The organism is Oceaniovalibus sp. ACAM 378 (assembly GCF_008085915.1).
Classification (GTDB): domain Bacteria; phylum Pseudomonadota; class Alphaproteobacteria; order Rhodobacterales; family Rhodobacteraceae; genus Oceaniglobus.
On record NZ_VSJK01000030.1, the window covers coordinates 1 to 16036 of the forward strand.

The following is a 16036-nucleotide window of genomic DNA, read 5'->3' on the forward strand; positions in this document are numbered from 1 at the left end:
AAGTGTTCGCCAGCCGGATCGGCCAATCTTCGATCGAAAGCGGATGGGCGCCTGAACTGATGAGCTGGGTCACCACCGAATGGAAGTGGCCCGGCGACTATGTGGTCAGCAAGATCTCCGAAGGTGCACGGGCTGCGGTGCGTGAGCATGAGCGCCTGCTTTCTGCTGACCGGGCGGGCGTGGATCTGACGTCGGCGGATCGCGCGCTTTTGGAGCGTCGTCGCGCCGCCATCGCCCGTTGCGAGAATGCTCGCGCCCTAGGCCGTGGTGAGCGCGCAACGCCGGGGGTGCAGGCATGAGCTGGATGGGCCGGTTACAGATCGGTGATGTTATCCCGGCTACCGCTCCTGCAGCCGTTCTGCCGGAAAGGGGAAGAATGGGAAAGGTGGGCAATCAGCGGGGCGTGATGCGGCGACAGATGGGTGTGCAGGCGGCACTGGAATGGGCTTTCGCCACTGAAATGGCTCAGATGGAGCGCGATGAGGTGGGCGCCAGCAGCGGCGGACAACGCGCGGGCGTCAGCATGGAGTACATCCTGTATCAGCGGTTCATGTTGGGCGGTGTGGCGATCGACACTTCGCCAGGTCGATCAAGTCCTGCGGACGATGCCGAAGTCGTGGCCAGCGTGTTGCGGGCAACCCTCCTTTGGCACGATGCCAGTTGGTTGGCGGATCTGGCCCGTACACGCTGCGTTCCGGACTGCATGGCGGGCGAGGTGCCTCGCCTGCGTCCTGAGGACTGGGCGTTTGGTCGTGGCGGCCGTGTAGGAAGGCGCGCTGATAGCCGCCCGCTTGGGGCTGAAGGCTGGCCACCGGTGGAGCGGCGCAACCGCAAGGGCGCGGTGGTCTATGATGAGGTCAGCTTTACGCCATGCACCTGGTCACCGACACAATCGCAGATTGCTGGCGCACGCCGTCGCTATATCGATTGGTGGGGCCATCTGCTGAGCGTGATGGTGGCGCTGCAGTCGGCAGGATTGGAGCGAATCGAGGTGACTGACGCGATGCCTCCGATGACGCCCTGGCGTAAAGGTAGTTGACGCGCGAATATAAAGGGGGCTAGACATAGCGCCATTAACAGACCTGCGCCCGGACGGTACCCACCGCCCGGGCGCTTTGCGTTTGAGGGGATCGATCATGCTGTTCATGCCGATGGATACCTCGGATTTTACGAAAGGCCTGAGTGACGTACAGCGACGTCAGGTACCGCAGGCGACGGTCTGGGCGCTTAACGATGCAGCGACCGATGTTCTCGATCACATGCAGACGCGAATGGATAGCGTCTTTGACCGGCCCACACGGTTCGCGCGCAATGCCTTCATGGTCTGGCGTGCGAACAAGTCGACGCTGACTGCCGAGGTGAAAGAGCGGCCATCGGTTGGTGCCCGTCACTTCCTGAAAGTTCAGGAGCAAGGTGGGGCCCGCTCGAATACGGGGCTGGAAAAGCTGATGCAGTCTCGAGTCAGTTTCGGAGGCGACATCCAGGCTGTGATTCCGGCAAGCGGAGCCAAGCTGAACGCCTTTGGCAACTGGTCCCCGGGGGAACGCAACCGCGTTCTTTCCGCGATCCAGTCGCAAAGGGAAACGGCGACGAACACGACAAAGGACTCGGGCAAGCGTCACTCCAAGCGGGCGGGATACTTCGTGCCACGTGCGGGATCGAAGCTGTCGCCGGGCGTGTGGAAGCGGCAAGGCAAGAAGAGCCTGACGAAGGTTCTGCACTTCACCACGGCGATGCCGACATATCGAAAGCGGCTCGGCTTCTATGATGGCGCTGAGGAAGTGTTCGAGGCGAAGTTCCCGATCCACTTCGAGCGGACATTGGCGCGGGCTCTGGCAACCGCCAGATAAACCCGTGGGTCCTTCCCGGCGGGTCCCGCACAGGGGTAATTCGCACCCCGTTTCGTGCGGGGCTGGTGGGTTGTTGCTGGTTGCAGAAGCGGTTGTGGTTGTTGTTACGGCCTTTTCAGTAAGGGATGTTCGATTGAAAATAGAGACAATTAAAGTCGAAGCGATTCAGCGGTTCGAGAATAACCCACGAATCCATTCGGAGTCCCAAATCGATCAAATTGCGGCTTCGATCCAGCAGTTCGGTTTCACTAATCCATTGCTGATTAATGGTAGCGGCGGCTTGATCGCCGGTCATGGCCGTCTCGAGGCTGCCATAAAGCTGGGCATGCAAAAGGTGCCGGCCATCCGGCTGGCCCATTTGACCGAGGATCAGCAGCGCGCGCTGGTGATCGCTGACAACAAGATCGCCGAGAATTCGACTTGGGACGATGAGCTGCTGCGAGCCGAGCTTGCGGCGTTGCAATCTATCGAATTCGATTTTCAGTCGATCGGCTATGGTGATGAAGACTTGGCCGCGATCCTCGAGGGGCTGGCAGGTGAGGACCCCGGCAAAGAGCTGCTTGGGGATCCTGACCACATTCCTGATCCGGTGGTCGATCCCGTCAGCCGAGCGGGTGACCTCTGGCTTTTGGGCGATCATCGGGTAATTTGCGGTAGTGCAACCAACGCCGCCGACGTGATTAAAGTCTCGGGCGGCGAGTCCACGATCGATTGCGTTTGGACGGATCCTCCCTACAACGTGAATTACGAGGGCGCGGCGGGCAAGATCCAGAACGACAACATGGCGGCGGCTGATTTCCGTGGGTTTCTGTTGGCCGCATATCGATCGGCGATTGCTGTGATGCGATCGGGCGCCCCTATTTATGTTGCGCATGCTGACACCGAAGGGCGGGCTTTCAGGGGGGCGTTTGCGGATGCGGGCTTGAAGCTTTCAGGCTGTCTGGTCTGGGTGAAGCCGAGTCTTGTGTTGGGCCGCTCGGACTATCAGTGGCGCCACGAGCCGATCCTGTACGGATGGAAGCCCGGCGCCGCCCACACTTGGTTCGGCGGTCGGTCAAATACGACCGTTCTTGAGGTCGAAGGTTCGCCGCTCCGGATCTTAGACGACGAAACGATCCAGATCGATGTCGGCGATCGGATTGTTGAAATCAAAGGAAAGGGCCTGTCGCTGGAGGTGGTCGAGGGCAGTGTCATCCGAGCTGATAAGCCGCGCCGGAATGATGTGCATCCGACTATGAAGCCCGTCGATCTGATCGTGGGCATGCTGCGTCGAAGCTCTAAGAAAGGCGCTTGCGTGCTGGATATGTTTGGTGGGTCGGGCTCGACGCTCATGGCGTGCGAGGTCCTGGGTCGTAAGGCCAGAATGGTTGAGCTGGATCCTCGGTTTGTCGACGTGATCGTCAAGCGGTGGGAGGTTGCGACCGGTAACCAAGCCACGCTGATGGCAACGGGGCAGGCGTTTTCGGAAGTGGCCGCGGATCGAAAGCTTTGCCTTGAGGAGGCCTGATCGTGGAGGGGGGAGATAGGGCACCGACCAGCGCGCAAACGCTGGAGCGCGCCAAAGCCGCGACCGAATCCTTCAAGGCGCAAGAGGCGCAGATACGGGTCCGGAAGCTGAAGGGCGAGCTGGTCGATCGGAAGGAGGTCGAGGCACATGTGACCCGAATGGCGCGTGAAGAGCGCGCTGCATTCGAGGAATTTGCGATAGGATGCAGCGATGTCATCTCCAAGGAATTCGGAGGAGATGTGGATGCTATACGAAAAACGATAGAGCGCGAGGTGCGTAAGCATCTTGAGCTTCGATCGGGCGTTAGGGTCCAAGTTGGAGCGTAGGTACGACGGCGCCGATGCGGTTCTGGTTGCGTGGCTTGAGGGTCTTCGGCCAGAGCCGGGCCTGATCGTAGATGAGCGTTCGATCAGCCCGGACCTTGCAGAACTCCTGCGGCTGCATCCGTTGCCGATCGGCGTTCGCGATGCCGACATGAACCAAGAGGAAATGGCTGCCGCGCTGAACACGACGGTCAACACCCTGGGCAAGTGGATCAAGGACGACATGCCGGTCGCACAGGCCGGGGGTTTGGGGAAGGCCTATATCCTGCGGCTGTCGCACTGCTGGGCTTGGAAGCAGGCGCGCGATGTTGGCGAACGCCAGAGGCGTGACCACAACGCCAACCAGATCAGCATGCTGCAGGCGCAGTTCCTTGGGCTGGACCGGGAGAACCCGCTGGCCGCGCTGTCGGCCAAGGAACGGGCGGCGCTGGCCGCTGCCGACATCCAGCACAGTCGCGCGATGCAGCTGCGCCGCCAGTTGGTGCAGCTGGATGATGTGGTGGATCTGATGGAATCGGTATTCGCGATCGTGCGCGACAAGATCGAGGCGATGCCCGACGTTCTGGAGCGCGAGTTGTCGTTAAAGCCGGAAGCGGTTGGACAGGTTCAGCGGATCGGGTCCGATCTTCTGAGCGCCCTGGTCGAGAGGATCGAAGAGGCCGAGCTGCGCGAACGGAATGTGCCGGATGTCGAGGTACAGAAACAATGGCTGATCTGAGGGGGGCCGTTACAATGCAGGTCCACCGCGATTATGAGCCGCTGCCGCCTTACACCGATCCGCGTTCGGCGCTGAAGATCGCCCTGCCAGCCTTGCGCCCGGCGGAACAGATCAGCGTCACGGAATCCGCCGAACGATATATGCGGGTTAACGTGTCCGGCCAGTGGCAGCCGTTCCGGCGTGACGTGACGCCTTACATGGTTGAGCCCACCGACATGATCGCCTCGCGCGCCTATCGCGGCCTGGTGTTTTGTGGGCCATCCCAGTCGGGTAAGACTCAGATGCTGCAATCAGCGATCGCGCATGCGATCATGAGCGATCCGGGCCGGGTGGCGCTGTTCCAGATGACCCGCGACGCGGCAGGTGAGTTCGAACGCAACAAGCTGGCGCCGATGATCCGCAACAGTCCCGAGATCCGCAACCGTCAGGCGCGGGGCAGGGGCGCCGACAACATGTATCAAAAGTTGTTCACAGGCGGCACACAGCTGACACTGGACTGGCCTACGATCACCAAGCTCAGCTCCACCACGATCCGGCTCGTTCTGGGCACCGATTACGACCACTTTCCGGAAAGTGTCGACGGCGAGGGCGATGCCTATTCGCTGATGCGCGCGCGCGATCGTTCCTCTCGCGCGGCATGGTGGTGGTCGAGAGCAGCCCCGCAGCGCCGCTGGTGGATGAGAACTGGCGCGCGGCATCGCCGCATGATTGCCCACCGGTGCGCACCGGAGTTCTCGCGCTCTATCCGCAGGGCACGCGCGGGCGGTGGTATTGGCCGTGCCCTGACTGCGGCGCGATGTTTGTGCCGACGTTTCGGAGGTTGGACTATCCCGACAGCGCCGATCCGGTTGAGGCGGGAGAAGCTGCAGTGATGAAATGCCCGCACTGCCCGGCGCGGATTGACCACGCGATGAAACGTGATCTGAACACCGCTGGTCAGTGGTATCACGAAACTGAAACCGGCGATGTCGCAACGCTCGACAGTGGTCGGGTGCGCCGTGCGGATCTGTTGTCCTACTGGTTGGACGGGGCAGCGGCATCTTTTTCTAGCTGGGCCGAACTGGTGACACAGTATCGCAATGCCCTTCGCCAGTTTGAATTGACCGGCGACGAAGAGGCGCTGAAAACGACGTTTAACACTGGACAGGCACAGCCCTATCAACCGCGCGGCATGACATCGGAGCTGGAATTGACCCTGCAAGGCCTGAAGGACAAGGCCGAGGGTAATTCGACGGCGAAAGGCACCGCACCGGCATGGACCCGTTACATCACGGTTTCTGTCGACGTGCAGGGCACCCGGTTCGCCGTGGGGGTCACGGCCTGGGGGGAGGATGGGCGGCATCAGCCGATTGACCGGTTCGATATCGTGTCACCGCCGCCTGATGCGCCGGGCGCGCAGGACCGGGCGTTGAACCCCTTCAGCATCGCCGAAGACTGGGCCGTGCTGGAACCGCTGGGCTTGCGGACCTGGCCTGTCGAGGGCGGGGAGTGGGAATTGCGCCCGGTGGCGCTCTGCGTCGATCAGCAGGGCGGCGGCGCAACGACGGACAACGCCTATGCCTTTTACCGTGCGCGACGTCGTGCAGGCGACGGCCGGCGGTGGTTTCTCAGCCGTGGTCGCGGTGGGCTCAACCACACCGATCGGATCTGGTTGAAAGCGCCCGAAAGCGCCAGCGGACGGCGGCGGGTTGCTAAGGACATCAAGACGCTGAACATGGCGACGGACCGCCTGAAGGACGCGGTGACGACGTCACTGCGTCTGATCGAGGAGGGCCAAAACCACTGCGGCGTGCCAGAATGGATGTCCGAAGGCGAGTTGATCGAGTTCACAGCCGAGCGGCGCGGCGCGAAGGGCTGGGAGAAACGTCCCGGCATGGTGCGCAACGAAAGCCTCGACCACCTTGTCATGGCACGGGCGCTGCACATCCAGATCGGCGGCGAAAAGATCGTTTGGGAGCGCCCGCACGACTGGGCGCGCCTGGAAGAGGACAACACGTTTGCGGTGCACATTGGCCCGGCGCCCGCACCGCAGATCGAGTCCGAAACAACGCCGACGCCCGCGCCGGTGCATTCCACCGCCCGGCGGACCGCGCGCGGCAATGACTGGATCAAACCCCGGGAGAACTGGCTTTGAGCGGATACACCCAACAGCAGCTCGACGATCTGCGCTCTATGACGGCCAAGGGCATCACAAAGGGATCAATGGGGGGCGAGTCCGTCGAGTTCCGATCTTTGGCCGACATGTTTCGACTGATCGCGGTGATCGAGCGTTCGCTGGCGCCCACTGCAACGGTTCGCCAGCACTTTCCAACTTTCCGGCGTGGAACCTGAAGACATGAACATTCTTGATCGCATGATCGCCGGGTTCTCTCCCGAGCGGGGCCTTCGACGTGCTCGGGCCCGGGCAGCGACCGCCCATTACGACGCTGCAACCAGCACGCGCCGTGGCCAGTCGTGGAAGGTTTCGGGCGCGGATGCCGACGCGGCATCGCGCAAGCGCGACCGGCTGGCTTTCGTGTCGCGCGACTTGGTGCGCAACAACCCGTTCGCCCTGCGCGGCCAGCAGGTGATCACGAACAACATGGTTGGCGACGGCATCATTCCGAAGATCATCGATTGTGCGGATGAGGAGCTGCGAAAGACCGGGTTTCGAATGATCGAAAGCCTGCTGGATACGACCCGGATTGACGTTTTCGGGCGCCAGAACCTTTATGGCCTGCAACGTCTGGCTGCCAATACCATCGTGGACAGCGGCGAGGTGCTGATCCAGCGCGAGTTTCATCCGAGTCCTCAGGGGCCGACAGGGCGATTTGTCCCTGAACTGAAGCTGCGGGTGATGGAGCCCGACTATCTCGATCCGCTCCACGACGGTTTGCTGTCCAACGGACATTCGATCGAAGAGGGCATCGAATACGACGCTGACGGCAAGCGTGTTGCCTATCATTTGTTCGCCCAGCATCCGGGGGCAGCCTCGTTTCGCGGTGTGGGTTGGAGCAGCAAATCGACCCGCGTGCCCGCAGATCATGTTCTGCATATCTATCGACAGGATCGGCCCGGGCAGATGCGCGGTGTTTCGTGGTTTGCACCGATTGCCATGACCCTGCAAGACTTGGCCGATTATCAGGACGCGCAGATCATGCGCCAGAAGATTGCGGCCTGTTTCGCCGGATTTCGGCGTTTGGGGGCCGAGGCGACCGAAGAAGATCGGGAGCTGGTGTCTCTCAGCCCGGGTCTGATTCAGGACATCGGCCCGGATGAAGAAATGACCTTCTCTGATCCGCCAGACGTTGGCGGTTATGACATGTTCATGAGCACCGGATTGCATGCTGTCGCGTCGGGTCTGGGTGTCACTTACGAGGCGCTGACCGGCGATCTGTCGGGGGTGAATTTCTCTTCCGGTCGCATGGGGCGGATGGAGATGGATCGCAACGTGTCCTCGTGGCAGTGGCTGATGTTGATCCCGCAAATGATGGAGCCGATTGGTCGCTGGCTGATCGAGGACTGGGCGCGAACTGATGCCGCGAACGCGCGTACCATCATGGCATCGCGGTTTGACTGGGTGCCGCCGCACCGCATTCTTGTCGATCCGACACGCGAAATACCGGCGCTGCGCGATGCCGTGCGGGCCGGGTTCGCATCCCGTTCCGGCGTGGTGCGCCAGTTGGGCGCCGACCCGGAACGCCTGATGGAAGAGATAACCAAGGATGCAGCCGAGGCAAAGGCCAAAGGGCTGGTGTTTGACTCCGACGCCGCAGCCGTGTCCGCGGCCGGGGTGACACAAGCGCCGCCGCCCGAGGATAAAACGACGACGCAAAAGGGTTCTGGCAATGGAAAATGAAATTCACCTCTACGGCAGCGTGGGCGGGTCATTCTGGGATGAAGAATTCTTTACACCCAATACGGTGCGCGACGAATTGGCGGGCCGCACCGGTCCTCTTTCCGTGCGGATCAACTCGGGTGGCGGCTTCGCCAGCGACGGGCAGGCGATTTATACCATGCTGCGCGACTATCCCGACCGGGTCGATGTGGTCATCGATGGGATTGCCGCCAGCGCGGCCAGCTTGATCGCCATGGCAGGCGACACGATCACCATGCGCCTGGGCGCGACCATGATGATTCACGATCCGGCGAACCCTTGGGTTGATGGACGGGGGACCGAGGATGATCACCTGAGTGCCGCTGCCGGACTGAGCGTGATGTCGGGTGCCTTCGCCGCTGTCTATGCCAAGCGGGCTGGAATCAGCCGCGACGCGGCGCGGGCGATCATGCGGGCTGAAACTCATTACGACGGTGACGGCGCGATTACTGCCGGGTTCGCCACGGCAGTGGACGAAGGCACGGACTCCACCGCAGTCGCCGCGTTCGATTATCGCATCTACGCCAATGCGTCTGCCGCGCTGCGCAGTGCCAGCACGAAGGCCGCAACTCCAAAATCAAAACCGGCCATCCTGGCCATGATGGCGGGCAGTGCCGCGCCGAAACCGAAAGGAAGAACTATGCCGCCCATTGCTCAGGACCAGCGCGAGGAAATGGAAGAGGAAGAAGAGGATCAGACCTCGACAGCCGCCGATGGTGAAGAAGAGGAAGATCAAATCACCGACGCCGATGGCGATGGTGAAGAGGAAGAAGAGGAAGGCGACGAAACGACCGCCGCCGCTCCGGTTGCTGTGCAGATCATGGATCTGTGCGAGGCCACCAATCGACCCACTGCCGAGGCACGCGACATGATCGCCCGAGGCCTGACCCTGAACCAGGCGGTTGCCGAAATCACTGCCAGCCGACGCAAGGAGAACCCCGTGAACGCAAACCGCCGGGGCGGTCCCACCGCCCGTATTCTGCGCGATGAGCGCGCCACCCGCCGGATCGGCATGACAGCGGCGATCAGCGCCCAGATCATGCGCGCCGATCAGGTCGATGCGCAGACGCGTCCCTTCATGAACCTGACGCTGGCCGAAATGGCCGCCAGCTGTGCGGGACACACCGGTCCGCTGCGCAATTCCGGGCAGCGCATGGAAGCTTTCATGGCGGCGTCGCATTCGACTTCCGACTTTCCCGCGATTTTCGAGAACGCGCTGAACAAGGTGCTTCTGGAGCGCTATCAGCTGGCCGAGCCCACCTATCGCCAGATTTCACGCCGTCGCGATTTTACCGATTTCAGAGCACATCCGCAGGTGCGGGCAGGTGATTTTCCGACCCTGCAGCCCGTGGGTGAGAACGGTGAAATCAAATACGGCACCTTCGGGGAAAGCCGTGAAACCGCGATTCTCAGTTCGTATGCCGTGGCGTTGCGGATCAGTCGGCAGATGATGGTCAACGACGAGCTGGGCGCGATCGACGATGTGCTGTCCGACTATGGCCAGATGGTCGCCGATTTCGAAGAGCAGACGTTCTATGCCTTCGCTCTGTCGGCGACACTTTCCGACACCAAGGCGGTGTTCCATGCGGATCACAACAACCTGGCTGCGGCTGGGGCTGCAATCTCGGTTGCAACAGTCTCCGCCGGCCGCGCGGCGATCCGCAAGCAGAAGAGCATTGACGGGAAGGCCATGAACATGAGCCCGTCAATCATTCTGGTCGGTCCAGACAAGGAAACCGAAGCCGAACAGCTGGTCGCATCGATCCAGCCGCAGGAACAAGGCAAGGTGAACCCCTTCGCCGGGCGCCTTGAGCCAGTCGTCACTGCCCAGATCACCGGTAATGCCTGGTATCTTCTGGCCGGTGCGGATCGCCCCGGTGGCGCGCTTTGGGTGCACGGCTTCCTTGATGGTGCCGCCGCCCCGCGCATCCGCATGGACGAGCCGTTCGGGCAGCAAGGTGTCGCAATGTCGGTGGAGCATGACTTCGGTCTGGGCGCCATCGATCATCGCGGTGGCTGGAAGAACCCGGGCGCGTAAACCCCGATCTGTCGAAGGGCGCTTAACCACGCGCGGCCTTCGATGATCCATCCCTTCATCTCAGGAGAACCCAATGAAGACCTTCATCCAACCGGGCGACAGCCTGACCGTTCCTGCTCCCAGCGCTACGGTCAGCGGTGCCGGTGTCAAAGTCGGCGTGCTTTTCGGCGTGGCGCAGCATGACGCCGCCAACGGTGCGGCCCTTTCGATCCAGACCACTGGCGTATTCACCCTGCCAAAGACTTCGGCGCAGGCCTGGACCGTTGGTGCTGCGATCTATTGGACCGGCACAGCAGCAACCACAGCCTTGACCGCCGGTAACCTGCTGATCGGCACGGCAGCGGCGGTTGCCGCGAACCCGTCGGCCACCGGTCTTGTTCGTTTGAACGGTGCAGCACCGGCTGCTGTCACTAGCTGATGAGCTTGTTCGACGGAATGGCGGGCGTCCTGACCGGTGTGTTCGGGTCGCCCACCACCTATCGGCCTAAAGGCGACGTGTCGCGCACGGTGGAAGCGGTCTGTCGCAATGGGCCGATCGAGGTGGCCGACGCCGAGGGGCACACGGTCATAATCCTCTCGCCCACCCTGCGGGTGCGCCGCGATCTGGCACCCGAATTGGCCAGGGGCGACATTGTTCTGCCCTCGGCTCCGGTCACGATGGCCGGTCGCACGTTTGTGGTGATCAACATGCTGCCCAGCGGATCACCTGCGCAGGACAGTTTCCTGATCGCCGAACTGGAAGAGGTGGACCCGTGAGCCACTATCGCAGCGAATATCGCACGGCCGTGCGGACAGCCCTCAAGGCATCCAGTGAGTTCGCCGAATTCACGATCATGTCGGCCTGGGCGCAGAAGATCGATGCCGAGACCCTGCCGGTTATGGGCGTTGCCACCCCGCGCGAGGGCAAGCAGCGCGACAGCCTTGAGAGTTCGGCGCGCGAAACAACCGTGATTGTCGCGCTCAAGCGGCAGGGCGGCGAGGATATCGAGGACGTTCTTGATGATGACAGTGCTGTCATCGAGCGGCTTGTTCTGTCCGCGTTGGAGGCTGACGGGCAGGACTGTCAACTGGTCGATACGGAAATCGATCTGGATGGTGGCGGGGCCAGACGCGTCGGCACGCTGATCATGAGATTCACGGTCGCGGCCTGGCTGGCCGAACCGCTGGCCGGGGTCTGACCCCGAGAACCCGCGCCCCATGGCGCAAACATCACATCGAAAGGATTTGACCAATGGCTGCAAGCAGCGGAGCGGTGCGGGGATATGGCTCGACTGTCCGGGTGGGCGTCGGAGAAATACCAACCTGGACGAAACTTGTTGGCGTCGAGGAATTCGAATTTCCCGACCAGACACCGGACAACGAAGAGGTGACTCACCTTGAAAGTCCGAATGACACGGAAGAGTTCATTCGGGGCATGAAGAAAGCGCCGACCTGGGCGCTGAACATGCATTACGCGCCCGGGAGTGAGTCCGATGTCGCACTGGTGGCGCTGGATGCAAGTGGCGAGGACTTTCTTTTGGAGCTGACCGCCGTCGGTGCCGATCCGGTGGAGTATGCGGCCTATCTCAACAGCTGGCGCCCGATCGGGATCAACGCCAAGGGCAAGATGATGTCGGTTGCGACCTTTACGGTTAAAGCTCGCGTGGTGGCATAAGGCATGGCGAACGCAATCAAGGGCGAAGTCGCCGTCACCGTCGCGGGCAAGGTGTGGATCCTGTTAATGGATTTCAACGCCATGTGTGCCTTCGAAGAAGAGACGAAACTGAAGGTCACTGAGTTCATGGATAAGATGGAGAATGATGGCGAGATGTCTGCCATTCATATCCGTGACTTTATCTGGTGCATGTTGCTGGAACGTCAGCCGGGTGCGACCAAAAAGGACGCCGGGCGGTTGCTGTCTGAGGATCCCGATGCTCTGACGCGTGCACTTGGCGCTGCTTTCCCGGATGCGGAGGCGGATACGGAAGACACGCCGGGGGAAGCGAAGGCAGCGCAGGGTTAGATTACCTTGCGCTGCTGTCGGACTATATCGCCGCCGGGTTCGATCCGGCGGCGTTCTGGCGCCTGACCCCGCGTCTTTACCTGGCGCATATGAAGGGCGCAGGTACCCGCGCGGCCCATAGGCGCGCTGATATGGCCGAAGCAGTCTATGTCGGGGCCCAGTGCGGGTCGCAGCACGATATTGAACGATACATCGATGCGCAACGCGGCGGGGCGGTGACCTTGCCGCCAGAAGCAATGGCCGGCGTTCTGCGTTCGGCCAGTTCTGGCATGGCGACGATCAGCCGAGCCGATTTTTTAAGACAGCAAGGGGGCTGAAATGGCGGCAGGAAATGTCGGTTTATTGCGCGCGCGTCTCGGCCTTGATGCAGGTCCGTTCAACCGTGGCCTGAAAGGGGCTCAGGGAACTGCGGGTCGGTTCTCGGCGCAGATGAAGAAGATGATGGCCGGTGTCGGTGTCGCCATCGCCGGGGCGTTTTCGGTCAATGCGATCAAGAATTCGATGGCGACGATCGATGCGCAGGCGAAACTTGCGAAGTCGCTGGGCACCACCACGACCTCGATGCAGGTGCTGGCGCGCGCGGGTGATCTGGCCGGTGTGAGCATGCAGAGCATCGAGCAAGGCACAAAGGACTTGTATCGCCGTCTCAGTCAAGCGGCGACGGGCGGGGGCCCAGCTGCCGACGCGCTCAAGCGTCTTGGCCTGTCGGCGCGCGACCTGTTGAAGCTGCCGTTGGATCAGCGATTGGGCACCATCAACCAGGCTTTGAAGGACTTCATCCCCGAAGCGCAGCGCGCGTCTGTGGCGGGCAAGCTGTTCGGTGAGGAGGGATCGATCGCGCTGGCGCGTCTCGACCCGGCGACCATCGCCCAGGCGACGGAAGAGTTGAAGTCTTTCGGCTTTGCTATTTCAGAAACCGATGCGAGCAAGATCGAGGCAGCGAACGATTCAATCTCGAAACTGGGCCTGATTGCGCAGGGATTAATCAGCCAGATCACCGTGGCGATCGCGCCCGCGCTCAATGCGATGGCACAGGGTTTCGCGAACGTCATGCGCGAGGGCGGAACCCTGCGCACAGTCATCCAGACGCTGGGCGAAAACATCGGCCGTCTCGCCGCCTACGCCGCCACCTTCGCGGCCTATCTGGCTGGTCAGTGGGTGGTTGCTATGGGGGCGGCTGTTCTTGCGACAGGTGGGCTGTCCCGAGCGCTGCTCGTGTTGCGCGGCGCTTTGATCCGTTCAGGCATCGGCATTCTGATCGTCGGTGCCGGTGAGCTGGTTTATTGGTTTTCTCGGCTGGTCAAAGGCGCCGGGGGCTTCGGCAACGCGATGAGCGCGCTGGGGTCGTTCGTAAGCTCCATACTTGACGGGCTGGGCCGTGCAGCATTGGGGCTTGGCGAGATTATGGCTGGTGTCGCACAGGGAATTGGCGCCGCCTTTGTAGGTGCGTTCTCCATCATAGCCAGCAGGTGGGACGGGATGATCAACCTAATGGCCGCGCCCTTCAATGCCTTGATGGGTGCACTGGGGGCGAGCGCCAGAATTGGGGCATCGAATATCGGTGGTGAACTTGCGGGAGTTGCTGATGCCTGGCTGGGGCAGGCGGCAAAGAGGATCGGCGAAGGTACTTCGTTGATCGCCAATTCTATGAATATCGTCTCTCCGGCTGCTGAACTCCTGCGCCGCGCCGTGACTTCTGCGGGTGAAGATGGCGCCACTGCTCTCGATGCTGCAGCGAATTCGGCCAAGGGCCTGAACGACGAATTGGAGAGTGGTGCGGGCGGCAGCGGGGGCGGCGGAGGGGGCGGCGGAGCGGCTGGCGCGTCGCTCGACACCCTGAAGGACAAGGCTGGCGCGCTGAAGGACAAGATGTCCGAGGTTCGGGATTCTATGAAGTCGGCTTTTGTCGGATTGGTGACAGGGGCGAAGAGCCTGAAAGACGCCGTTGGGGAGCTGCTTGGCAAGTTCGCGGAAATGCTGGCGAGTACCGCGTTCGATGCGCTCTGGGGCGGCTTGGGCGGCGGCGGTGGCGGCGGTTGGCTTGGCAATGTCATGGACAGTATGTTTGGCAGCATCGGCAAGAACGCAAACGGCACGAACAACTGGCGCGGCGGTCTGACGCAGATCCACGAACGCGGCGGCGAAATCATGAACTTGCCGCGCGGAACGCAGATCATCCCGCACGACATAAGCAAGCGCATGGCAGACGGTGGCCAAAACATCACCTACGCGCCGAAGATCGACGCGCGCGGCGCGGATGTTGGCGCGGTCCAGCGTCTGGAGGCCGCCCTGGCCCGCGCTCAGGCTGAGTTTGAAAGCCGTGTCATCAACACCGTAAATGTCGGGCGCAAGCGGAGGACGATTGCATGAGCCTTACATTCCCCCGCACTGACATTCTGGCGGGCCTGCAATTCAAGACATCAACGCCACGCATTGCGCCGCTGTGGCGGCAGGAGACAAGCCGCACTGCCGGTGGCGTCACGCTGGTTAAAAACATGGGGCCACTGTTGTGGCAGGCGTCCTATCTCACAGTGCCAATGCGGCGCGACCGGGCGGGAGAGGTCGAGGCTGATCTGCTGACGCTGGAGAACGGCGGGCAACTATTCGAGGGCTATGACCCCGCACGGCCATTCCCAGCGTCTGACAAAACGTCGCCGCTCACCGGCATCACGATTCACAGCATTAGAACGGATCGGCTGGCGCTGCGCATCACCGGCCTGCCTGCGTCTTTTGTGCTGACGAAAGGCGACTGGCTGTCCATCAATGACGGGACAAACCTACACCTGCTGCGCGCGGTGGAAACGACCACTGCGGCGGGCACGGGGCTTTCGGCATGGTTTGAGGTTCGCCCAAGCATCCGACCGGCTATCGCGGTCGGTAACCCGGTGGCGCTGCGCTATGCGCCTGCCCGGTTCATGGTGGATCCGGGGTCAGTCCAGCGCAGCCCGAACAGCGGCTTGCACGACACGATTTCCTGGACGGCAACACAGGTGATTACATGATCAGGAATGCAGACTTCAAACCCAAAATTGATATCGGTGACCCTCCTTCGCTGCCGTCTGACGGTCATGGCGCGACGCTTGAGGATATTTCGCAAGCAAGAGAATGCCTTAAGTATCTCAGGCACGACTTAGGGCATGATCGACGCTTAGCAGCCGAACTGAGCTATGAAATACTTTTGGCTCAGAACAGGTTCATAAGTTGAGTTCCTTCCGGAATTTTGAAGTCAATTAATTTGCTGCAGATGCCATTTTCTACGGCCCATTTTGCGCTTCGGGAAACTTCACCAGAAAGTAGTTTTCGGCACTCTTGATAATCAAGGCCACCTGTTTCTGCGATGGATTTTGCGATTAGGTCATTCTGTCCCTTCACAGAGTCCAGCATGTTTTTCAGTCGTTCTTCGTCTAGGCGATCCGCTGTTGTCATGCCGGAGCCGTGAAAAACAAATGTGGAAAGTGGGTTGCTGAAGCGCTCTGTTGCCGCGGAGTAGATAGGTATGCCAATCGAAGCCACGCTTGAGACGTTGTGCATAGTTACTGGCACAGGGAGTGCCTGAATGTAGTTAGCCATCAAAATGCCAGCTGAAACGTTTCCGCCGCTGGTTGAAAAGGCAATATAGAACCCAGAAGACCCCTCTTGAATTTTTGTTGTCGTCCAGGTGATGAATGTTTGAACTTTTTCCTGATCAATATTGGTATTCATAATTAGATAGTCTGTAGTCATTAAGAATCTCCATCATTTT

17 protein-coding genes and 2 pseudogenes are annotated in these 16036 nt (G+C 61.1%); 18 read left to right on the forward strand and 1 reads right to left on the reverse strand.

The window, feature by feature from the left end; translation table 11 throughout:
* From FQ320_RS25905 to FQ320_RS23440, 18 genes and pseudogenes are all read left to right on the forward strand, one after another.
* A pseudogene (locus tag FQ320_RS25905) lies at positions 1-299 on the forward strand (hypothetical protein); the annotation flags it as partial.
* Between the two features lie 77 nt (positions 300-376).
* On the forward strand, positions 377-1039 hold the full coding sequence (locus tag FQ320_RS23365; protein WP_148475693.1) for a hypothetical protein: 663 nt from the start codon (positions 377-379) through the stop codon (positions 1037-1039).
* A 97-nt stretch (positions 1040-1136) separates the two neighbouring features.
* Positions 1137-1850 (forward strand): hypothetical protein, encoded by a 714-nt coding sequence (locus FQ320_RS23370; RefSeq protein WP_255509693.1) that lies wholly within the window; start codon positions 1137-1139, stop codon positions 1848-1850.
* 73 nt (positions 1851-1923) lie between these two features.
* A complete protein-coding gene (locus FQ320_RS23375; protein ID WP_187394053.1) occupies positions 1924-3357 on the forward strand; it encodes a site-specific DNA-methyltransferase in 1434 nt (477 codons plus the stop codon).
* A 2-nt stretch (positions 3358-3359) separates the two neighbouring features.
* Entirely contained in the window at positions 3360-3683 is a 324-nt protein-coding gene (locus FQ320_RS23380; RefSeq protein ID WP_148475696.1) for a hypothetical protein, read from the forward strand.
* A complete protein-coding gene (locus FQ320_RS23385; protein WP_255509694.1) occupies positions 3643-4398 on the forward strand; it encodes a terminase small subunit in 756 nt (251 codons plus the stop codon). Before FQ320_RS23380 ends, FQ320_RS23385 begins: the two co-directional genes overlap by 41 nt.
* A 215-nt stretch (positions 4399-4613) precedes the next feature.
* Positions 4614-5281 (forward strand): annotated as a pseudogene (locus FQ320_RS26995) (phage terminase large subunit family protein); the annotation flags it as partial.
* A gap of 27 nt (positions 5282-5308) precedes the next feature.
* A complete protein-coding gene (locus FQ320_RS27000; protein ID WP_370513104.1) occupies positions 5309-6532 on the forward strand; it encodes a terminase gpA endonuclease subunit in 1224 nt (407 codons plus the stop codon).
* Positions 6529-6729 (forward strand): phage head-tail joining protein, encoded by a 201-nt coding sequence (locus FQ320_RS23395; protein WP_148475697.1) that lies wholly within the window; start codon positions 6529-6531, stop codon positions 6727-6729. Before FQ320_RS27000 ends, FQ320_RS23395 begins: the two co-directional genes overlap by 4 nt.
* Positions 6730-6733: 4 nt before the next feature.
* Positions 6734-8236 carry a phage portal protein gene (locus FQ320_RS23400; RefSeq protein WP_148475698.1) on the forward strand — a complete coding sequence of 501 codons (1503 nt, stop codon included), beginning with the start codon at positions 6734-6736 and terminating at the stop codon, positions 8234-8236.
* Entirely contained in the window at positions 8226-10292 is a 2067-nt protein-coding gene (locus tag FQ320_RS23405; RefSeq protein WP_148475699.1) for a head maturation protease, ClpP-related, read from the forward strand. Before FQ320_RS23400 ends, FQ320_RS23405 begins: the two co-directional genes overlap by 11 nt.
* Positions 10293-10365: 73 nt before the next feature.
* Positions 10366-10710 carry a DUF2190 family protein gene (locus FQ320_RS23410; RefSeq protein ID WP_148475700.1) on the forward strand — a complete coding sequence of 115 codons (345 nt, stop codon included), beginning with the start codon at positions 10366-10368 and terminating at the stop codon, positions 10708-10710.
* Positions 10710-11048 (forward strand): hypothetical protein, encoded by a 339-nt coding sequence (locus tag FQ320_RS23415; RefSeq protein WP_148475701.1) that lies wholly within the window; start codon positions 10710-10712, stop codon positions 11046-11048. Before FQ320_RS23410 ends, FQ320_RS23415 begins: the two co-directional genes overlap by 1 nt.
* Positions 11045-11470, forward strand: coding sequence for a hypothetical protein (locus FQ320_RS23420; RefSeq protein ID WP_148475702.1), 426 nt, complete (start codon positions 11045-11047; stop codon positions 11468-11470). The genes FQ320_RS23415 and FQ320_RS23420 overlap by 4 nt, the downstream gene beginning before the upstream one ends.
* Positions 11471-11523: 53 nt before the next feature.
* Positions 11524-11946: a phage tail tube protein gene (locus FQ320_RS23425; protein WP_148475703.1), complete on the forward strand. Its 423-nt coding sequence runs from the start codon at positions 11524-11526 to the stop codon at positions 11944-11946.
* Between the two features lie 3 nt (positions 11947-11949).
* Complete coding sequence (locus tag FQ320_RS23430) at positions 11950-12294, forward strand: hypothetical protein (protein WP_148475704.1); 345 nt, start codon at positions 11950-11952, stop codon at positions 12292-12294.
* Positions 12295-12612: 318 nt separating this feature from the next.
* Entirely contained in the window at positions 12613-14664 is a 2052-nt protein-coding gene (locus FQ320_RS23435) for a phage tail tape measure protein (protein WP_148475705.1), read from the forward strand.
* On the forward strand, positions 14661-15296 hold the full coding sequence (locus FQ320_RS23440; protein WP_148475706.1) for a hypothetical protein: 636 nt from the start codon (positions 14661-14663) through the stop codon (positions 15294-15296). The genes FQ320_RS23435 and FQ320_RS23440 overlap by 4 nt, the downstream gene beginning before the upstream one ends.
* A 181-nt stretch (positions 15297-15477) precedes the next feature.
* On the opposite strand, the gene FQ320_RS23445 is transcribed toward FQ320_RS23440, so the two are convergent.
* On the reverse strand, positions 15478-16017 hold the full coding sequence (locus FQ320_RS23445; protein ID WP_148475707.1) for an ATP-dependent Clp protease proteolytic subunit: 540 nt from the start codon (positions 16015-16017) through the stop codon (positions 15478-15480).
* Between the last annotated feature and the right edge of the window lie 19 nt (positions 16018-16036).